Source organism: Pseudomonas sp. I2 (assembly GCF_040984075.1).
GTDB lineage: Bacteria > Pseudomonadota > Gammaproteobacteria > Pseudomonadales > Pseudomonadaceae > Aquipseudomonas > Aquipseudomonas guariconensis_B.
The window spans coordinates 1-18,440 of sequence record NZ_JBCGFQ010000070.1; the positions used below are offsets into that span (position 1 = coordinate 1).

Below are 18,440 nucleotides of genomic sequence, written 5' to 3' on the forward strand. Positions count from 1 at the left end.
GGCCCACTGCCGCAAGGTCTGGGGTCGGTCCGGCTCGGCGATCAATCCGTTGCACAGCGCCAACAGGCCTGGGTGGCGCGGCAACGGCAGGGAGAACCCGCCACCGTCACGACTGGGTGCAGTTCTCCTATGCCATCAGTGGCGTGCTCGGCGTCTACACCAGCGATGGCAGCTATTTCGCCCCGCCCCAGTGGGGGGTGTGGATCCCCGCTGGCATCGAGCATGAAGTGGTGACCTCGATGCAAGCCGAGATGCGCAGCCTCTACGTGCGCCGCGATGCCTGCCCTTGGGCCGAGGAGCAGTGCCGGGTGCTGGAAGTGACCCCTCTGGTACGGGAGCTGATCAAGCAGTTCTGCCTGTACCCGCCGGAGTACCCGGAAAACGACAGCGCCGAGGCGCGGCTGGTGGCGGTGCTGCTCGACCAGTTGCGCACCCTGCCGGAGGTGGGGTTCTCCCTGCCGTTGCCGCGCCACCCAGGCCTGTTGGCGCTGTGCAACGGATTGATCGCCGAGCCGGACCGACCCCAGACCTTGCGGCAGTGGGCCCGGCAGTTGGGGTGTTCGGAGAAGACCCTGATGCGCCTGTTCCAGCGTGAGACGGGCCTGAGTTTTCGCAATTGGCGCCAGCGCATGCGGCTCTTGTCGTCCCTGGCCTTGCTGGAGGCGGGGGAGAGCGTGACCGAGGCGGCGCTGGGCTGTGGGTACGATTCCACTTCGGCGTATATCGCCGCGTTCAAGCAGCTGTTCGGGGCGACGCCTGGGGAGTTGCGCTTGTAACGAATACCGGGGCTGCGAAGCAGCCCCGATGGGCTCAGGTTCGGAAGCGTCGTACCAGCGCATCCAGCTCGTTGGACAGCCCTGCCAGGCTTTCGGAGTCCTGCCTGGCGGCCTGGGCCAGTTCGGCCACCAACTGCGCATCGCCATGGATCTGGCTGATATGCCGGTTGATGTCCTCGGCCACCTGGTGTTGCTCTTCGGCAGCCGTGGCGATCTGGGTGTTCATGTCGCGGATGATGTCCACCGACTCGCGGATCTGCCCGAAGCTGTCGCGAGCCATGCCGATGCGGCTGACCGACTGCTGCGAAACCTCCAGGCTGGCGTGCATCTGCTCGGCGACTTCGGCGGTACGGGCGGCCAGGTTGCCCAGCAGGCCATCGATCTCGGCGGTGGAGTCGGCGGTGCGCTTGGCCAGGGCGCGAACTTCGTCGGCGACCACGGCGAAGCCACGGCCCTGCTCGCCAGCGCGGGCGGCCTCGATGGCGGCGTTGAGGGCCAGCAGGTTGGTCTGCTCGGCGATCGAACGGATGGTGCCGAGGATCGACTGGATGGCATTGCTGTCGCGCTCGAGCTGCTGGATCGACTGGGCCGACTGCTCGATCTCCTGGCTCAGGCGGTCGACGCTTTGCACCGCCGCGTCGATCTGCTGCTGGCCTTCGCGGGCCTGTTGCTGGCCGCTGTCGGCCGACTGCGCGGCCTGGCTGCAGGAGCGGGCGACCTCGTTGGCGGTGGCGACCATTTCATGGAACGCGGTGGAGACCATGTCCACGGCCTCGCGCTGGCGGCCGGCGGCTTCGGCCATGTCGCCGGAGACACGGGTCGAACTGCTGGAGGTGTGGAGGATCTGCCCGGCGGCGGTACCGATGTGCTGGATCAGGCTGCGGATGGCGCCGAGGAACTGGTTGAACCAGTTGGCCAACTGGGCGGTTTCGTCGCGCCCGCGAACCTCCAGGCTGCGGGTCAGGTCGCCTTCGCCTTGGGCGATGTCTTCCAGGCCGTTGGTGACACTGTTGATCGGCCGCACGATGAGCTTGGCGAAGGCCGTACCGACGACCGCGAACACGGCGGCCAAGGCCAAGGCGATGATGCCGATCAGCCAGGTCAGGCGGGTAGTGGTCTGCATCACTTCGTCGTGGCGGATCAGGCCGATGAAGGTCCAGCCCAGTTGCTCGTCAGGGTAGACGTTGGCCATGTAGCGCTCCCCGCCCAGCTCCACCTCGACCAGGCCTTGGCCGGCCTTGGCGAGGGCCGCGTAGCCATCGCCGAAACTGGCCAGCTGCTTGAAGTTGTGGCTGGCATCTCGCGGGTCGACCATCACGTTGCCGTTCTTTTCCACGAGCATCAGGTAGCCGCTGTCGCCGAGCTTGATCTTCTTGACGATCTCGGTGAGCCCGTTCAGGGAAACGTCGATGTTGACGACGCCGCCAGGGTTGCCGAGGGCGTTGGGGACTGCCCGCACGGTGCTGATCAGGACGGCATCGTCGGCGGCCCAGTAATAGGCGCCGGTGCGCACGGTCTTGCCGGGGTTGGCCATCGCCAACTGGTACCACGGGCGTTGGCGCGGGTCGTAGTTGGAGAACTTCTGCCCGGCCGGCCAGCCGACGTAGCCGCCGTCGTTCACGCCGTACGAGACATAGGCGTAGCTGGGGTGGACCTGCGCCAGGCGGGTGAAGAACTCGAGGACTTGCTTGTCCTGCTCGCCCAGCTCGTTGCTGGGGTTGGTGGCCAGGTACTTGTTCAGGTTATCGCCGGTGGCGGCGACCAGCGGCTGGGCGGCCAGGTAGTTCACGTTCTGGTCGATGCCCTGGAAGAAGATATGCATCGCGTTGCTGACCTGGCGGATTTCCCGACTGCTGTTGTCGAGGAAGTCCTCGCGGGCTTCGCCGCGCAGGTTGAGGACCACCAGGGTGGCCACGAGGACGATGGGCAGGCCGGCGATGACGGCGAAGGCCCAGGTCAGTTTCTGTTTGATGTTCATCCACGCTCCCGGAGTTTTTCTTGTGCGACACATGAGGCAGGTGTCCAAGAGATCGGCAGCGTCTGGTTTTTTTGTAGGGAAGTTCCCGTATTTATTGGGCGAGGTCGTGTTTGGTGACTGTGCGGTCGTGTTTGGATGGCCTGGGGATGCCAGTGGCGCTCAGGGCTGCAAAGCAGCCCCAGTACCGCTTGAATGCTTCAGCCCAGGGATTTGTCCTTGCCCCGGCAGCAACCGCTGCCATTGGCCAGGTCCTTGAGGATCGGGCAATCCGGCCGGTCATCGCCATGGCAATGGGCAACCAGCTCGCCCAAGGTATCGCGCAGCCCAACGAGTTCCTCGATACGCCGGTTCAACGCCTCGATATGCTGCATCGCCAGGGCCTTCACATCGGCACTGGCACGCTGGCGGTCCTGCCAGAGGGTCAGCAGCCTGGCCACCTCGTCCAGGGAGAACCCCAGGTCACGGGAGCGCTTGATGAAGGCCAGCGTGTGCAGGTCGTCCTGCTGGTACAGACGGTAGCCGCTGTCGCTGCGTTTGGCCGGCTTGAGCAGGCCGATGGACTCGTAGTAGCGGATCATCTTGGTGCTGAGCCCGCTGCGGCGGGCGGCTTGGCCGATGTTCATGGGGCCTCCTGTCGGGGGGCGGTGGGCTTCCAGGTCTTCAGCCACAGGGCATTGCTCACCACGCTGACGCTGGACAACGCCATGGCCGCGCCAGCCAGCACCGGGTTGAGCAGGCCGAAGGCGGCCAGGGGAATGCCGATCAGGTTGTAGATGAAAGCCCAGAACAGGTTCTGGCGGATCTTCGCGTAGGTCTTGCGGCTGATCTCCAGGGCGGCGGGCACCAGGCGCGGATCGCCACGCATCAGGGTGATCCCGGCAGCCTGCATGGCCACGTCGGTGCCACCGCCCATGGCGATGCCGATGTCGGCGGCGGCCAGTGCAGGGGCGTCGTTGATGCCGTCGCCGACCATGGCCACCACGCCATTGCGCTTGAGCGCCGCCACCGTGGCCGCTTTGTCGGCCGGCAGCACTTCGGCATGCACGTCGTCGATGCCCAAGGCATCGGCCACCACCTTGGCACTGCCACGGTTGTCGCCGGTCAGCAGGTGGCTGCTGATGCCTTGCTCGTGCAATGCATGGATAGCCTGCCCGGCGCCTGGTTTGAGGCTGTCGCCGAAGGCGAACAGGCCCAGCACCCGAGGCTGTGGCCCGCGCTCGATCAACCAGGACAGGGTGCGCCCTTCGGCTTCCCAGGCCTGGGCCTTGGCGGCCAGTTCGCCCGCTTGCAGGGCGCTCTCGTCGAGCAGGCGGCGGTTGCCCAGGGCCAGTTCGCGGCCCTCCACCCGCCCGGCGATGCCACGGCCGGTGAGGGATTGGCTGTCGGCCACCTGCGGCACGTGCAGGCCTTGCTCGGCGCAGGCATCGAGTACCGCCTTGGCCAGCGGGTGTTCGCTGCCCCGCTGCAGAGCGCCGGCCAGGCGGTGCAGTTCGCCTCGGTCGCCGTCGAGGGCCTGGCTGTGGACCACGCGGGGGCTGCCGGAGGTGAGGGTGCCGGTCTTGTCGAAGACCACGCGATTCACTGCATGGGCGCGCTCCAGCGCTTCGGCGTCCTTGATCAGGATGCCGTGGCGGGCAGCCACGCCGGTGCCGGCCATGATGGCGGCGGGAGTGGCCAGGCCGAGGGCGCATGGGCAGGCGATCACCAGCACGGCGACGGCATTGATCAGGGCGTTTTCCAGCGGCGCACCGGCCAGCCACCAGCCGGCCAGGGTGACCAGCGCGACGACCAGCACCGCCGGTACGAACACCTGGCTGACCCGGTCCACCAGCTTCTGGATCGGTGCCTTGGCTGCCTGGGCATCCTCGACCAGGCGGATGATGCGGGCCAGCACGGTCTCGGTGCCGAGGGCCAGGGTGCGTACCAGCAGACGGCCCTCGCCGTTGATGGCGCCTCCGGTGACCGGGTCGCCAGGCTGCTTGGGCACCGGCAGGCTTTCGCCGCTGATCAGGGCCTCGTCGGCGTGGCTGCTGCCTTCGAGCACCTGGCCATCGACCGGGAAACGTTCGCCGGGCCTGACCAGCACCAGGTCGCCCAGGCGCAACTGGCTGATCGCCACGTCTTCCTCGTGGCCGTCGAGCACCCGCACGGCCCGTTCCGGGCGCAGCGCCTCCAGCGCCCGGATGGCACTGGCGGTCTGGCGCTTGGCGCGGCTTTCCAGGTACTTGCCCAGCAGCACCAGGGCGATCACCACCGCCGAGGCTTCGAAGTACAGGTGTGGCTGCAGGCCGGCCGGGGCACGGGCCCATTCGTACAGGCTCAGGCCATAGCCGGCGCTGGTGCCCAGGGCGACCAGCAGGTCCATGTTGCCGGCACCGGCACGCACGGCCTTCCAGGCGGCCACGTAGAAGCGGGCGCCGAGGATGAACTGTACCGGCGTCGCCAGCAGGAACTGCGCCCAGGCCGGCAGCATCCAGTGCAGGCCGAACGGCTGGCCGAGCATCGGCAGCACCAGCGGCAGGGCCAGCAGCAGCGCGGCGGCAACCGCCAGGCGTTCGTTGCGCAGGCGGCGCAGGGCTTGTGCTTGGTCGTCATGGGTGGTGTGAGGCAGGCTGGCGCTGTAGCCGGCTTTTTCCACGGCCTGGAGCAACAGGCTGTCGTCGACGGCCGCGAGGACTTCGAGGTGGGCGCGCTCGCTGGCCAGGTTGACGCTGACCTGCTCGACGCCCGGCAACTTGCCCAGGGCGCGTTCGACGCGGCCTACGCAACTGGCGCAGGTCATGCCGCCGATCTGCAGCTCGACGGTGCGGGTCGGCACGCCGTAGCCAGCCTCCCGTACCGCATCGACGAGGGCTGGCAGGCTGCCGGCCGGGGCCTGGACCCGGGCCTGTTCGGTGGCAAGGTTGACGCTGACCTGCTCGGCGCCGGTGACCTTGCGCAAGGCGCGCTCGACGCGGCCAGCGCAGCTGGCGCAGGTCATGCCGGAGATCGGCAGGTCGAAAGTGGTGGATGCGGACATGGCTCTCCTCCTTGGACTGGCCTCCAGCATCAAGCTTGCCACGTTGGTAAGGTCAATAGCCCAGGCTGGCGCGCTTCAACTCCAGGCCCTGGTGACCCGTGGCAATGCGGTACTTGCTGATTTGTCCGGCTTGCAGGTTCAGGCGGGTGCTGCGTTGGTCCTCGATCCCTGGGGCGCAGCCGGGTGTCTGCCCTGGCAGCAGGCGCAGGCGGACGTCCACGGGCCCTGGCGGCAGGTTGAACGAGGTCGACTGTTCCTGGAACAGGCGGCCGGCCAACTGGTCGTTGAGGTAGATGCCGATCTCGCAGCTGCTGGCCACTTCCAGGCGCTCCCGGGAAATGACTAATACGCTGTAGTCCGAGTTGCCTTCGGCGCTGGCCGGTGGCACCACCGCCAGTGCGCCTAGCAGCCCGACCAGGCCCAATGCTGCCCTGAACATGAAGAATCTCCTGCTTGCCGAATCGTCAAAGGCGCAGCTTGGCCGAGCCGCACGCGGATTTCCACCCCGGCCGTTTCGGGCAGAACTTGACCTTGCCATGATGGCAAGCCTGAAACTGCGGCAAACCCTGAAGGAGGTAGGACCGATGCAAGTGTTCAATGTGCAAGGCATGACCTGCGGCCACTGCGTGAAGGCGGTGACCCGCGCGGTACAGGACCTGGACGCGGCAGCCCAGGTGGAGGTGGACCTGGCGGGCAAGCAGGTACGGGTACAGAGCCAGGTGGCGGGTGAGCGGATCCTGGCGGCGATTCGCGAGCAAGGGTACCAGGCTGAAGTGGCCTGAAACCGCCTTTCGATGTTTGACAGCGTTAAGCCGGTATTTGGGGCTGCGAAGCGGCCCCAGATGGCTACAAAACTGCTCTCGATGTTCTCTGCCACCCCAGCGCGGCCCATGGGACTGGGCGATCTCTCCAGTAACTGTTACAAAGGTTTTCATACCGGTGCTGCCTGCAGCAGGTAGACTTACCCACTTGCTTAGCCTGCTATGGATTCCTGATGAACCTGCGAATTGTGCTGATCCTGGGCGCCCTCAGTGCGTTCGGGCCATTGGCGATCGACTTCTATCTGCCCGCCTTCCCGGCCATGGCGCAAGCCTTCGCCACCGACGAGAAACATGTCCAGACCACCCTGGCCGCCTATTTCCTCGGCCTGTCCCTCGGCCAACTGGCCTATGGCCCGGTGGCCGACCGCTTCGGCCGGCGCAAGCCGCTCATGTTCGGCATCACGCTCTTCACCCTGGCCTCGCTGGCCTGCGCCTATGCGCCGAACCTCGATACCCTGATCCTGGCGCGCTTCGTCCAGGCCCTGGGCGGCTGCGCCGGGATGGTCCTGTCGCGGGCGATCGTCAGCGACAAGTGCGACGCGGTGGCTTCGGCCAAGGTGTTCTCGCAACTGATGCTGGTGATGGGCCTGGCGCCGATCCTCGCGCCGATGCTGGGCGGGGTGCTGGTCAACCTCGCGGGCTGGCAATCGATCTTCCTCGCCCTGGGCCTGTTCAGCGCCGCCTGCTTGCTGGCGGTCAGCCTGGGCCTGCCGGAGAGCCTGGCGCCGGACATGCCGCGCCAGCCGCTGTCGGGGGCGTTGCGCCAGTACCTGCGGCTGCTGGGCGACCGGGTGTTCATGGGCCATGCGCTGACCGGGGGCATCGCCATCGCCGGCATGTTCGCCTACATCGCCGGTTCGCCGTTCGTGTTCATCAAGCTGTATGGCGTGCCCCCCGAGCACTACGGCTGGCTGTTCGGCACCAATGCCGCGGGTTTCATCCTCGTCGCCCAGGTCAATGCGCGCCTGCTGGCCAAGCGTGGTCCGGCCTTCCTGTTGGGGCGGGCCGTGTGGCTGTACCTGGGGGCGGGGTTGGTGCTGCTGGGCATGGCGGCATGGCGGCCGGCGCAGTTGTGGCCATTGTTGGTGCCGCTGTTCGCGTGCATCGCCAGCCTGGGCTGCATCATCCCCAATGCCTCGGCGTGCGCCATGAGTGGGCAGGGCGCACGGGCCGGCAGTGCCTCGGCGCTGATGGGGTGCGTGCAGTTCAGCGTCGCCGCGGGCGCGGCGGCGCTGGTGAGCCTGCTGCACGATGGCAGCGCGGTGCCGATGGCCTTGGTGATCAGCCTGTGCGGTGCGCTGGTGGTCAGTGTCGCGATGCTGACTCGGCGCTTGCAGGCCAGGCGTCCGGCGTGAGTGGGTGAGGCGCCTGCAGGCGGGATTCCAGCGTGGCGACGAAGGCACGCGCCTGCGCTTCACTGCGAAAACTCACCACATGTTGGTCGAGGCGTACCTGCCATGGACAGTTGGGGTTGCGGTTCGACGCACTGACGACAATCTTCATCGCGGCCTACCTCCACTGGGTGAGAGCGGATGAAGTGTAGCGCCGCCGCTTGTGTTCGCCATGACCGGCGTGGGATCTCCTGACTGACGGTCGTGGTCTCGGGCCGGTCGGCTGCCCAGTGGGGCTGCATGTGGACGCTTCGCTTTTGTTTGCCGTACTTGATGAAGCGCGTTGTCGGCATTGTTCCAGGGCATGCTTGCCCGAGCTTGCTCCCGCCAGCACCGAACGCTCGCTACCGTGGGCTGCCAGGCTTTCTTCCGGGCAACGCGGCCTCGGCGAATCTGCGTCTGCTGGTGGGTAGAGGGTCGGGATACCCTGCGGTTTTGTGCCGTGGGCTGCCAGGTCGCGTCGCCGGCGCGCGACTTATACTGGCTGCTGCGGTCAGTGCCAGCGAGAGACACTTCCCTGCCAGGGAGCGGCAAGCGATGACTGCCCTTGCAGGTGGGCCGGCATGCCGCACGGCCGTTTCGCTGCCATGGCTGGCCACTGGAACAAGACGTGACCTTGCAGGGAGTTACAGGGATATGAAAGCAGTCAGCAGTATCAGCCAGGTCGCCGGCCTGATGGCCGACCCGAAACGCAGCGCCATGTTGTGGGCGTTGATCGATGGCATTCCCCGTCCTACCGACGAGTTGGCCGACATGACCGGGCTGACCGCCTCGTCTGCCTGTGCGCACCTGTCGTTGCTGTCGTCGGCCGGCTTGCTCAAGCTCGAGGCGCGGGGGCGCAAACGCTATTTCCGCCTGGCCTCGCCGGCCGTCGGTGCGGCGGTGGAGGCTCTGGCCAGCCTGCAACTGAAGGACAACGGATCGCAGCCTGGGCAGGCGGCGCCGCTGCAAGTGCCCCTGTCGATGCGCCGGGCGCGCCGCTGCGGTGCTCACCTGGGCGGCGAGCTGGCGAGCGATCTCTACCAGCGGCTGGTCGCGGCCGGTTGGCTGGAAGGGAGCGACCTGCAACCGCGGATCAGCCTGGAAGGGCGTACGCAGCTGGCGGCCATCGGCGTCTACACCGAGGCGTTGGCCTCGCCGCAGCAGGGCGAGTGCACCATCTGCCGTTGCAGCGAATGGAGCGACCAGGGCCCGCACCTGGGGGGCAGCCTGGGGCAGGCGCTGCTCAGGCTGTTCCTGCAGTCAGGCTGGATACGCGAACAGGAGGGCTCCCGGCTGTTGCAGATTTCAGCGCTGGGCATCCAGTGCATCAACCGTATCGCCCACATGCCAGCGTTGCAGGTCGGATAGCCGTACCCGCAACGCCGGGCAGGTCTCAGGCCAGGCGGGCATCCAGGCTGTTCTGTGCCAAGCGCCGGGCCTGGTCTTCGGTCATCCCCAGGTGGGTATGCAGGGCATGGAAGTTCTCGGTGACATAGCCGCCGAAGTAGGCCGGGTCATCGGAGTTGACCGTGACCTTGACGCCACGCTCGAGCATTTCGAGGATGTTGTGCTGGCCCATGTGCTCGAACACACAGAGCTTGGTGTTCGACAACGGGCAGACGGTCAGGGGGATCTGCTCGTCGATGATGCGTTGCATCAGGCGTTCGTCCTCGATGGCGCGCACGCCGTGGTCGATACGCTTGATCTTCAGCAGGTCGAGGGCTTCCCAGATGTACTCGGGTGGGCCTTCCTCGCCAGCGTGCGCGACGGCCTGGAAGCCTTCGGCGCGGGCGCGCTCGAAGACGCGCTGGAACTTGCTCGGCGGGTGGCCTTGCTCGGAGCTGTCCAGGCCCACGGCGATGAAGGCATCGCGAAATGGCAGCGCCTGGTCGAGGGTCTTGTGTGCCTCCTCTTCGCTCAGGTGGCGCAGGAAGCTCAGGATCAGCCCGCTGCTGATGCCCAGTTGTTCATGGCCATCCCTGAGGGCCTGGCGGATGCCGCCTAACACCACCTCGAAGGGGATGCCCCGGTCGGTGTGGGTCTGCGGATCGAAGAAGGGTTCGGTGTGCACCACGTTCTGTGCCTTGCAGCGTTGCAGGTAGGCCCAGGTCAGGTCGTAGAAGTCCTGCTCGGTGCGCAGGACATCGGCGCCTTGGTAGTAGAGGTCGAGGAACTCCTGCAGGTTGTTGAAGGCATAGGCGCTGCGCAGGGTTTCCACGTCGGCCCAGGGCAGGGCGATCTTGTTGCGTTCGGCCAGGGCGAACAGCAGCTCCGGCTCCAGCGAGCCCTCCAGGTGCATGTGCAGTTCCGCCTTGGGCAAGGCGTTGAGCCAGTCATACATGTGTGTAGTCTCGATCAGGTACGGTTGCTGTCATTCTACAGGGCTGGAGCCGATGCTGTTCAGTCGAGGCCTTGGGGCTGCCTTGCAGCCCATCGCCGGCTAGCCGGCGATGGGGGCGTACAACGGCCCGTGAAGTCAACCGGCGATCAGGCGGGCCGCTGCCTGGCGGTGATCGGCGATCAGGCCCTGTACATCCAGCCCTTCGATCTGCCCGTCGATGACGCGCCACTGGCCACCGACCATGACCCGATCGGCCTGGTCGGCGCCGCACAGCAGCAGGGCCGAGAGTGGGTCGTGGCTGCCAGAGAAGCGCAGTTCGTCGAGCTTGAACAGGGCGAGGTCGGCCTGCTTGCCCACCGCCAGTTCGCCGATGTCGTCGCGGCCCAGCAGGCGTGCCGAGCCACGGGTGGCCCAGCCCAGGGCGCGTTGCGGGGTGATCTGTTCGGCGCCATAGCGCAGGCGCTGCAGGTACAGGGCCTGGCGCGCCTCGAGGATCATGTTCGAGGCGTCGTTGGAGGCCGAGCCATCGACGCCGAGGCCAACGGGTGCGCCAGCCGCTTCCAGGTCGACGGTCGGGCAGATGCCCGAGGCCAGGCGCATGTTCGAGCTCGGGCAATGGCAGATACCGGTGCCGGCAGCGCCGAGGCGGGCGATTTCCTCGGCGTTGAAGTGGATGCCATGGGCCAGCCAGGTGCGTGGGCCGAGCCAGCCGACGCTGTCCAGGTAGTCGACGGTGCGCAGGCCGAAGCGTTGCAGGCAGAAGTCCTCTTCATCGAGGGTTTCGGCCAGGTGGGTGTGCAGGCGCACATCCAGTTCTTCGGCGAGGGCCGCGCTGGCACGCATGATTTCGGGAGTGACCGAGAATGGCGAGCAGGGTGCCAGGGCGATCTGGATGCGCGCGCCGTCACCCCGTTCGTGGTAGCTGTGGATAAGTCGCTGGCTGTCGGCCAGGATCACTTCGCCCTGTTGCACCGTCTGTTGCGGCGGCAGGCCGCCATCGGCCTCGCCCAGGCTCATGGAGCCGCGGGTCAGCATGGCGCGCATGCCCAGCTTGCGCACGGCCTCGACCTGCACGTCGATGGCATTGTCCAGGCCCTGGGGGAACAGGTAGTGATGGTCGGCGGCGGTGGTGCAGCCCGACAGCAGCAGCTCCGCCAGGGCCACCTGGCTGGCCAGTGCCAGCTTGGCCGGGGTGAGGCGTGCCCAGACTGGGTAGAGGGTCTTCAACCAGGGGAACAGCGGTTGGTTGACCACCGGCGCCCAGGCGCGGGTGAGGGTCTGGTAGAAGTGGTGGTGGGTGTTGATCAGGCCGGGCAGGACCACGTGCTCGCGGGCGTCGAAGACCTGTTCGCACGGCAGGCTGGGGCTTTCGCCGAGGGCCAGGAGTTGGGTGATACGGCCGTCTTCGATGACCAGGCCGCCGCGGGCGTCGGCATCGTTGGCGGTGAAGATGGCAAGCGGGGATTTCAACCAGATACGGGTCGCAGGCATGGTGCCGGCTCCTCTGAAGGTGGGTTCAGGTTAGCCAGCTCAGTGTTGCCCTGTCTGCTGATCCAGGTCCGCCGTGTGGGCGAGGCATCGAGTCTACTGCCTCGCCACGCGGCTTTCAATTCACCAGATGAGGGCCTCGCCCTTGTAGTTGATGAAGCGCAGGCCGCCATTGCCGCTTTGTGCCTTGATCTGCTCGAGCATGCCTTGGGTGCTGGTCAGCACGTCGATCTCGGCATTCTCGCCGCCCATGTCGGTCTTGACCCAACCTGGGTGCATCGCCAGCACGCAGAGGTCGGGGCGCTGCAGTTCGACCACGAAGCTGTTGATCATCGAGTTGAGGGCCGCCTTGCTGGCCTTGTACAGGCAGATCTCGCCGCCGTCGGGGATGGTCACGCTGCCCAGGATCGAGCTCATGAAGGCCAGCACGCCGGAGCCTTCGCGGACTTGCCCGACCAGGCGCCGGGCGACGCGGATCGGCGCCACGGCATTGGTCATGAACAAGTCGCCCACCTCCTTGGGCTGGACGGTTTCCAGGTTCTGTGGCAGTGGGCCCATGACACCGGCGTTGACGAACAGCAGGTCGAACACTTCCCCTTGCAGGCGCTGGCGCAAGGCGTCCAGTTGGGCACCGTCGTTCATTTCCAGGGTCTCGATGCGCACACCGGGGAGGGTGCGCAGGTCATCGGCCTTATGCGGGTCGCGGACGGTGGCGATGACGTTCCAGCCATCCTCGTGCAGGCGTCGTACCAGGCCCAGCCCCAGCCCACGGGAGGCGCCGATGATCAGGGCAGTCTTGTTTGCGGGCATCTCGATACTCCTTGAGCAGGTTCAGGAAGGGTCTTGGAGCATACTCCAGGTATTGTCCTGTCGCCTTCATGGCATGGGACGAAGACATTCGCCGGAACCGAACAAAAAATGACCAATGCGCCCCGAGGCCGACGCCGTCGGGCTCCGGCCGGGTGGTTCACGGCTTATCCACAAGCTGCTCCACAGTATCTGTGTGCAAGCGGGAGCGCTGTCGAATGCTGGCGGCAGAGGGGGCACGGGCGCCGAAACTGGGGATAACTCATTGATTCGGGATCGCTTGCCCGGCTGTCACATGCCTGTGATCAAAATATGCTCAACACCCTGCAGGCCTTGGGGGTAAAGGCTTGCAACAGAATGCCCCAAGCTTATCCACAGGCAGGCCCACAGTAGTTGTGGGAAACGTCAGCACGCTTCAAGGCGGATCCGACCACGACTGAGGTCGGCCAGTTGTTGTTGCAGCCTCTCCAGGTGTGCTTCGCCGAGCGCCAGGTGCAGGTCCACCCCGTTGGCCGTGAATTGCTCGTCCAGCACCAGACCGTCGGCTTCCGCCAGACGCAGCTTGAGCAGCGCCAGCTCGCTGAAGCTGCAACTGCAGCGGTATTCGCTGCGCTGCACCAGTACCCGCTTGGGCGCCTGCTGCAGGCATTTGTTGGCGCCGCCGCCGTAGGCGCGGGCCAGGCCACCGGTACCGAGCTGGATGCCGCCGTACCAGCGGATCACCAGCACCACCACCTGGTCGCAGTCCTGGGCCTCGATGGCGGCGAGGATCGGCCGGCCGGCGGTGCCGCCGGGCTCGCCGTCGTCGCTGCTGCGGTACTGCGCGCCGAGCTTCCAGGCCCAGCAGTTATGGGTTGCCGCCAGGTCGCTGTGGCGTTCGATGAAGGCCATCGCCTCGGCTGCGCTGGTGATCGGGGCGGCGAGGGTGATGAAGCGGCTCTTGCGGATTTCCTCGCGGAATTCGCAGAGCTCGAGCAGGGTAGAAGGCATAGGTCCGGTTCAGGCGGGCGGAGTGATGCCGCAGCCTTTGAGAATGATGTGGATAAGGTTGTTGCTGGCGTCTTCCATGTCCTGCTTGGTCAGGCGGCTGCGGCCGGTGACCTGGCAGATCTGGGTGGCGAAGTCGGCATAGTGCTGGGTGCTGCCCCAGAGCAGGAAGATCAGGTGCACGGGGTCGACCGGGTCCATCTTGCCGGCATCGATCCAGGCCTGGAACACCGCGGCACGGCCACGGAACCATTCGCGGTAGTCGGCGCTGAAGTATTCGCTCAGGCACTGCCCGCCGCTGATCACTTCCATGGCGAAGATCCGCGAGGCTTGTGGGTTGCGCCGGGAGAACTCCATCTTGGTGCGGATGTACTGGCTCAGCGCCTGGGCTGGATCGTCCTCGACGCTCAGGGCGTTGAAGGTACTGTCCCACAGCTCGATGATGTTGCTGAGCACGGCGATGTACAGGCCCAGCTTGTTGGTGAAGTAGTAGTGCAGGTTGGCCTTTGGCAAGCCTGCCTTCAGGGCGATGGTGTTCATGCTGGTGCCCTTGAAACCGTGGCGGGCGAACTCGTCTTCGGCGGCCTGGATGATGGCCTGTTCGTTCTTCTGGCGGATGCGGCCGGCGGGCTTGCCGGAGGCGGAGGGACGATGCGCAGGGACTTCAAGGGTCATGGACGATTCCGTACGGGTCTGTGGCAACGGATGTCGGACAGATTACCTTCCTGTGCCGAAGTGACAAGCATTGGCGTCAGCGACAGGCATCAGCGTGTCGCTGCCAGGCTATCCAGGAAGCTTTCCAGCACCAGGTTCGGCCGTCGTCCCTTGCGCGTCACCCAGCTCAGGCTCAGGTCGTAGAAACGCTCGCTGGGTTTCAGGGCTCGCAGGCGGCCCTGCTGGACCCAGAACGTGGCGTAGTGGTCGGGCAGGTAGCCGATGTAGCGCCCGGTGAGGATGAGAAAGGCCATGCCCTCGCGGTCCGAGGCGCTGGCGGTGCAACGCAGGGCCTGGTAGTGCGCCTGGATGTCGGCGGGCAGGCGGAAGGTCGGGGCGATGGCCTCCTGGCTGTTGAGCCGGTCGTCGTCGATCTGCTGGTCGTCGGCATAGAACAGCGGGTGGCCGACCGCGCAGTAGAGCAGCGAGCGCTCGCTGTACAACGGTTGGTATTCCAGGCCCGAGAGCGGGCTGGTCTGGGGCACTACGCCGACATGCAGGCTGCCGTCGAGCACACCTTGCTCGACCTGGCTGGGGGCGATCATGCGGATCTGGATGCGCACGTCCGGGCCACGGTCCTTGAGCTCGGCCAGGGCATGGGTGATGCGCATGTGCGGCAGGGTCACCAGGTTGTCGGTCAGGCCGATGTTCAGCTCGCCGCGCAGGTGCTGGTGCAGGCCGTTGACCTCGGTGCGGAAGGTCTCCAGGGCGCTGAGCAGTTGCAGGGCCGAGTGGTACACCTCGCGGCCTTCCTCGGTCAGTGAGAAGCCGGCGCGCCCCCGTTGGCACAGGCGCAGGCCGAGGCGCTGCTCCAGGTCGTTCATCTGCTGGCTGATGGCCGAGCGGCCGATTCCGAGGACGTTCTCCGCAGCCGAGAACCCCCCGCACTCGACCACACTGCGGTAGATCTTCAGCAGGCGGATGTCGAAGTCGCTGACCTGGGCCAGGGGATCGGGACGTCGGCTCATAAGTTTAGTCTTCTACTAACTGAAGATTAGAAATGTTGGGTTTTTCAGACTTTATCCCCATGACAACTTAGCTGCAACAACATCCATCGTTGCCTAATCGTCTTCCGAGGAACCGCCGATGAACATGCCCGAAACCGCTTCCGCCGGTATCGCCAGCCAGCTCAAGCTGGATGCCCACTGGATGCCCTACACCGCCAACCGTAACTTCCAGCGTGACCCCCGCATGATCGTGGCGGCCGAAGGCAGCTATTTGGTCGATGACAAGGGCCGCAAGATCTTCGACGCCCTGTCCGGCTTGTGGACCTGCGGTGCCGGGCATACCCGCAAGGAAATCTCCGAGGCCGTGGCGCGCCAGGTCAGCGTGCTGGATTACTCGCCGGCCTTCCAGTTCGGCCATCCGCTGTCGTTCCAACTGGCCGAGAAGATCGCCGATCTGACTCCGGGCGACCTCAACCATGTGTTCTTCACCAACTCCGGCTCCGAGTGCGCCGATACCGCGCTGAAGATGGTGCGCGCCTACTGGCGCCTGAAAGGCCAGGCCACCAAGACCAAGATCATCGGCCGTGCCCGTGGCTACCACGGGGTGAACATCGCCGGTACCAGCCTGGGTGGCGTCAATGGCAACCGTAAGCTGTTCGGTCAGTTGCTGGACGTCGATCACCTGCCGCACACCCTGCTGCCGGGCAATGCCTTCACCAAAGGCATGCCGGAGGAGGGCGGCATCGCCCTGGCCGACGAAATGCTCAAGCTGATCGAGCTGCATGATGCTTCGAACATCGCCGCGGTGATCGTCGAGCCCCTGGCCGGCTCGGCCGGTGTGTTGCCGCCGCCGAAGGGCTACCTCAAGCGCCTGCGCGAGATCTGCAGCCAGCACAACATCCTGCTGATCTTCGACGAAGTCATCACCGGCTTCGGCCGCATGGGGGCCATGACTGGCTCGGAAGCTTTCGGTGTGACGCCGGACCTGATGTGCATCGCCAAGCAGGTCACCAACGGCGCCATCCCCATGGGCGCGGTGATCGCCAGCAGCGAGATCTACCAGACCTTCATGAACCAGCCGACGCCGGAATACGCCGTGGAATTCCCCCATGGCTACACCTACTCGGCCCACCCTGTGGCCTGCGCCGCCGGTATCGCCGCGCTGGACCTGCTGCAGAAGGAGAACCTGGTGCAGTCGGCCGCCGAGCTGGCGCCGCACTTCGAGAAGGTGCTGCACGGCATCAAGGGCACCAAGAACGTCATCGACATCCGCAACTACGGCCTGGCTGGTGCCATCCAGATCGCTGCGCGTGACGGCGATGCCATCGTGCGTCCGTACGAGGCTGCGATGAAGCTGTGGCAGGCGGGCTTCTATGTCCGCTTCGGTGGCGACACCCTGCAGTTCGGCCCGACCTTCAATACCCAGCCGCAGGAACTGGACCGCCTGTTCGACGCGGTGGGCGAAGCCCTGAACCAGATCGACTGATCTTTTCCGACTCTGACGGCAGGCGCACACCCACGCGCCTGCATCAACCTTCTTTACTTGGAGTTCTGCATGAGCATCGTTCAGCACCTGATCAACGGCGAGCTGGTTTCCAAGGGCGAGCGCACCGCCGATGTCTTCAACCCAGCCACTGGCGAGAGCACCCGCAAGGTCGAGCTGGCCAGCCGCGCCACCATCCAGGCGGCCATCGATTCTGCCAAGGCCGCTTTCCCTGCCTGGCGCAACACCCCGCCGGCCAAACGTGCCCAGGTGATGTTCCGCTTCAAGCAACTGCTGGAGCAGAACGAGGCGCGTATCTCGCAGATGATCAGCGAGGAGCACGGCAAGACCTTGGAAGACGCCGCCGGTGAGCTCAAGCGCGGTATCGAGAACGTCGAGTTCGCCTGTGCAGCGCCAGAACTGCTCAAGGGTGAGTACAGCCGCAATGTCGGCCCGAACATCGATGCTTGGTCGGACTTCCAGCCGCTGGGTATCGTCGCCGGCATCACCCCGTTCAACTTCCCGGCCATGGTGCCGCTGTGGATGTACCCGCTGGCCATCGCCTGCGGTAACGCCTTCATCCTCAAGCCGTCCGAGCGTGACCCGAGCTCGACTCTGTTCATTGCCCAACTGCTGCACGAGGCTGGCCTGCCGAAGGGTATCCTCAACGTGGTCAATGGCGACAAGGAAGCGGTCGATGCACTGATCGAGGCGCCCGAGGTCAAGGCCCTGAGCTTCGTCGGCTCGACCCCGATCGCCGAATACATCTATGCCGAAGGCACCAAGCGCGGCAAGCGCGTGCAGGCCCTGGGCGGCGCGAAGAACCACGCCGTGCTGATGCCCGATGCCGACCTGGACAACGCGGTCAGCGCACTGATGGGCGCCGCCTACGGTTCGTGCGGTGAGCGTTGCATGGCCATCTCGGTGGCGGTGTGCGTAGGTGACCAGGTCGCTGATGCGCTGATCGCCAAGCTGGAGCCACAGATCAAGGCGCTGAAGATCGGTGCCGGCACGTCCTGCGGCCTGGACATGGGCCCGCTGGTGACCGCGGCGGCCCGTGACAAGGTGGTTGGCTACATCGACGACGGCGTGGCGGCTGGTGCCAAGCTGGTGGTCGACGGGCGTGGCTTGCGTGTGGCCGGTCATGAAGACGGCTACTTCGTGGGGGGCACCCTGTTCGACAACGTGACCCCAGAAATGCGCATCTATAAAGAAGAGATCTTTGGCCCGGTGCTGTGCGTGGTGCGTGTGAACAGCCTGGAAGATGCCATGCGCCTGATCAACGAGCACGAGTACGGCAACGGTACCTGCATCTTCACCCGTGACGGTGAGGCGGCGCGCCTGTTCTGCGACGAGATCGAAGTAGGCATGGTCGGCGTGAACGTGCCGCTGCCGGTGCCGGTGGCCTACCACAGCTTTGGTGGCTGGAAGCGCTCGCTGTTCGGCGACCTGCACGCCTATGGCCCGGATGGTGTGCGCTTCTATACCCGTCGCAAGGCGATCACCCAGCGTTGGCCGCAGCGCGCCAGCCATGAGGCGTCGCAGTTCGCGTTCCCAAGCCTGTAATGAAGCAGTGAAGCGGGGAGGCCAGTAGGCCTCCCCGTTTTGTTTGTGCTGTGCTCTTTATTTAAAGATTTATGAAAATAACGGTTGACGGGGTTTCGAATCCCCTTATAATGCGCCCCACTTCCGACGTAGTCGAAACG

The 18,440-nt window shown here is 65.7% G+C and carries 16 protein-coding genes and 2 pseudogenes; 6 read left to right on the top strand and 12 right to left on the bottom strand.

Going from position 1 to position 18,440, the window contains the following annotated elements; all coding sequences use genetic code 11:
• Window positions 1-99, bottom strand: a pseudogene (locus WCE05_RS24000) (AraC family transcriptional regulator); the annotation flags it as partial.
• On the opposite strand from WCE05_RS24000, the pseudogene WCE05_RS24005 reads away from it, so the two are divergent.
• A pseudogene (locus tag WCE05_RS24005) lies at window positions 96-776 on the top strand (helix-turn-helix transcriptional regulator); the annotation flags it as partial. The pseudogenes WCE05_RS24000 and WCE05_RS24005 overlap by 4 nt on opposite strands.
• A 34-nt stretch (window positions 777-810) precedes the next feature.
• On the opposite strand, the gene WCE05_RS24010 reads toward WCE05_RS24005, so the two are convergent.
• From WCE05_RS24010 to WCE05_RS24025, 4 genes are all read right to left on the bottom strand, one after another.
• Window positions 811-2,754, bottom strand: coding sequence for a methyl-accepting chemotaxis protein (locus tag WCE05_RS24010; RefSeq protein ID WP_253102580.1), 1,944 nt, complete (start codon window positions 2,752-2,754; stop codon window positions 811-813).
• A gap of 197 nt (window positions 2,755-2,951) precedes the next feature.
• Complete coding sequence (gene cueR / locus WCE05_RS24015) at window positions 2,952-3,377, bottom strand: Cu(I)-responsive transcriptional regulator (RefSeq protein WP_225790900.1); 426 nt, start codon at window positions 3,375-3,377, stop codon at window positions 2,952-2,954.
• Entirely contained in the window at window positions 3,374-5,773 is a 2,400-nt protein-coding gene (locus WCE05_RS24020) for a heavy metal translocating P-type ATPase (protein WP_225790901.1), read from the bottom strand. The genes cueR and WCE05_RS24020 overlap by 4 nt, the downstream gene beginning before the upstream one ends.
• Before the next feature lie 52 nt (window positions 5,774-5,825).
• Window positions 5,826-6,212, bottom strand: coding sequence for a hypothetical protein (locus tag WCE05_RS24025; RefSeq protein WP_225790902.1), 387 nt, complete (start codon window positions 6,210-6,212; stop codon window positions 5,826-5,828).
• A 145-nt stretch (window positions 6,213-6,357) separates the two neighbouring features.
• Here WCE05_RS24025 and WCE05_RS24030 point away from each other — a divergent pair, with 145 nt between their 5' ends.
• Together WCE05_RS24030 and WCE05_RS24035 are read left to right on the top strand one after the other, a co-directional pair.
• The gene (locus WCE05_RS24030; RefSeq protein ID WP_225790903.1) at window positions 6,358-6,555 is read left to right on the top strand and encodes a cation transporter; all 198 of its coding nucleotides are present in this window, start codon (window positions 6,358-6,360) and stop codon (window positions 6,553-6,555) included.
• 212 nt (window positions 6,556-6,767) lie between these two features.
• Complete coding sequence (locus WCE05_RS24035; protein ID WP_225790904.1) at window positions 6,768-7,949, top strand: multidrug effflux MFS transporter; 1,182 nt, start codon at window positions 6,768-6,770, stop codon at window positions 7,947-7,949.
• Here the strand turns inward: WCE05_RS24035 and WCE05_RS24040 are convergent.
• On the bottom strand, window positions 7,900-8,097 hold the full coding sequence (locus WCE05_RS24040) for a hypothetical protein (protein ID WP_368816704.1): 198 nt from the start codon (window positions 8,095-8,097) through the stop codon (window positions 7,900-7,902). The two genes, WCE05_RS24035 and WCE05_RS24040, sit on opposite strands and share 50 nt — an antisense overlap.
• A gap of 524 nt (window positions 8,098-8,621) precedes the next feature.
• Between WCE05_RS24040 and WCE05_RS24045 the strand changes: the two genes are divergently transcribed.
• On the top strand, window positions 8,622-9,335 hold the full coding sequence (locus tag WCE05_RS24045) for an ArsR/SmtB family transcription factor (protein WP_368816705.1): 714 nt from the start codon (window positions 8,622-8,624) through the stop codon (window positions 9,333-9,335).
• A gap of 25 nt (window positions 9,336-9,360) precedes the next feature.
• Here WCE05_RS24045 and WCE05_RS24050 read toward each other — a convergent pair whose 3' ends face one another.
• The 6 genes from WCE05_RS24050 to WCE05_RS24075 form a co-directional block, all read right to left on the bottom strand.
• Window positions 9,361-10,308 (bottom strand): adenosine deaminase, encoded by a 948-nt coding sequence (locus WCE05_RS24050; RefSeq protein ID WP_368816706.1) that lies wholly within the window; start codon window positions 10,306-10,308, stop codon window positions 9,361-9,363.
• A 135-nt stretch (window positions 10,309-10,443) separates the two neighbouring features.
• Window positions 10,444-11,799, bottom strand: coding sequence for an 8-oxoguanine deaminase (locus WCE05_RS24055; protein WP_225790908.1), 1,356 nt, complete (start codon window positions 11,797-11,799; stop codon window positions 10,444-10,446).
• Between the two features lie 120 nt (window positions 11,800-11,919).
• Window positions 11,920-12,606: an SDR family oxidoreductase gene (locus WCE05_RS24060; protein ID WP_225790909.1), complete on the bottom strand. Its 687-nt coding sequence runs from the start codon at window positions 12,604-12,606 to the stop codon at window positions 11,920-11,922.
• Between the two features lie 402 nt (window positions 12,607-13,008).
• Window positions 13,009-13,593 carry a YigZ family protein gene (locus WCE05_RS24065; protein WP_225790910.1) on the bottom strand — a complete coding sequence of 195 codons (585 nt, stop codon included), beginning with the start codon at window positions 13,591-13,593 and terminating at the stop codon, window positions 13,009-13,011.
• 9 nt (window positions 13,594-13,602) lie between these two features.
• Window positions 13,603-14,265 (bottom strand): TetR/AcrR family transcriptional regulator, encoded by a 663-nt coding sequence (locus tag WCE05_RS24070; protein WP_225790911.1) that lies wholly within the window; start codon window positions 14,263-14,265, stop codon window positions 13,603-13,605.
• 89 nt (window positions 14,266-14,354) lie between these two features.
• Window positions 14,355-15,272, bottom strand: coding sequence for a LysR family transcriptional regulator (locus WCE05_RS24075; protein WP_225790912.1), 918 nt, complete (start codon window positions 15,270-15,272; stop codon window positions 14,355-14,357).
• 118 nt (window positions 15,273-15,390) lie between these two features.
• Here WCE05_RS24075 and WCE05_RS24080 point away from each other — a divergent pair, with 118 nt between their 5' ends.
• Window positions 15,391-16,737 carry an aspartate aminotransferase family protein gene (locus WCE05_RS24080; RefSeq protein WP_225790913.1) on the top strand — a complete coding sequence of 449 codons (1,347 nt, stop codon included), beginning with the start codon at window positions 15,391-15,393 and terminating at the stop codon, window positions 16,735-16,737.
• A 69-nt stretch (window positions 16,738-16,806) separates the two neighbouring features.
• Window positions 16,807-18,300, top strand: coding sequence for a CoA-acylating methylmalonate-semialdehyde dehydrogenase (locus WCE05_RS24085; RefSeq protein ID WP_225790914.1), 1,494 nt, complete (start codon window positions 16,807-16,809; stop codon window positions 18,298-18,300).
• Window positions 18,301-18,440: the final 140 nt, after the last annotated feature.

What these genes read in the sequence shown, in the direction of transcription:
- WCE05_RS24075 (WP_225790912.1), bottom strand. Translation starts at nt 15,272, where the DNA reads ATGAGCCGACGTCCCGATCCCCTGGCCCAGGTCAGCGACTTCGACATC.
- WCE05_RS24070 (WP_225790911.1), bottom strand. Translation starts at nt 14,265, where the DNA reads ATGACCCTTGAAGTCCCTGCGCATCGTCCCTCCGCCTCCGGCAAGCCC.
- WCE05_RS24050 (WP_368816706.1), bottom strand. Translation starts at nt 10,308, where the DNA reads ATGTATGACTGGCTCAACGCCTTGCCCAAGGCGGAACTGCACATGCAC.
- WCE05_RS24030 (WP_225790903.1), top strand. Translation starts at nt 6,358, where the DNA reads ATGCAAGTGTTCAATGTGCAAGGCATGACCTGCGGCCACTGCGTGAAG.
- WCE05_RS24035 (WP_225790904.1), top strand. Translation starts at nt 6,768, where the DNA reads ATGAACCTGCGAATTGTGCTGATCCTGGGCGCCCTCAGTGCGTTCGGG.
- WCE05_RS24085 (WP_225790914.1), top strand. Translation starts at nt 16,807, where the DNA reads ATGAGCATCGTTCAGCACCTGATCAACGGCGAGCTGGTTTCCAAGGGC.
- WCE05_RS24025 (WP_225790902.1), bottom strand. Translation starts at nt 6,212, where the DNA reads ATGTTCAGGGCAGCATTGGGCCTGGTCGGGCTGCTAGGCGCACTGGCG.
- WCE05_RS24045 (WP_368816705.1), top strand. Translation starts at nt 8,622, where the DNA reads ATGAAAGCAGTCAGCAGTATCAGCCAGGTCGCCGGCCTGATGGCCGAC.
- WCE05_RS24060 (WP_225790909.1), bottom strand. Translation starts at nt 12,606, where the DNA reads ATGCCCGCAAACAAGACTGCCCTGATCATCGGCGCCTCCCGTGGGCTG.
- WCE05_RS24055 (WP_225790908.1), bottom strand. Translation starts at nt 11,799, where the DNA reads ATGCCTGCGACCCGTATCTGGTTGAAATCCCCGCTTGCCATCTTCACC.
- WCE05_RS24065 (WP_225790910.1), bottom strand. Translation starts at nt 13,593, where the DNA reads ATGCCTTCTACCCTGCTCGAGCTCTGCGAATTCCGCGAGGAAATCCGC.
- WCE05_RS24010 (WP_253102580.1), bottom strand. Translation starts at nt 2,754, where the DNA reads ATGAACATCAAACAGAAACTGACCTGGGCCTTCGCCGTCATCGCCGGC.
- WCE05_RS24020 (WP_225790901.1), bottom strand. Translation starts at nt 5,773, where the DNA reads ATGTCCGCATCCACCACTTTCGACCTGCCGATCTCCGGCATGACCTGC.
- WCE05_RS24040 (WP_368816704.1), bottom strand. Translation starts at nt 8,097, where the DNA reads ATGAAGATTGTCGTCAGTGCGTCGAACCGCAACCCCAACTGTCCATGG.
- WCE05_RS24080 (WP_225790913.1), top strand. Translation starts at nt 15,391, where the DNA reads ATGAACATGCCCGAAACCGCTTCCGCCGGTATCGCCAGCCAGCTCAAG.
- cueR (WP_225790900.1), bottom strand. Translation starts at nt 3,377, where the DNA reads ATGAACATCGGCCAAGCCGCCCGCCGCAGCGGGCTCAGCACCAAGATG.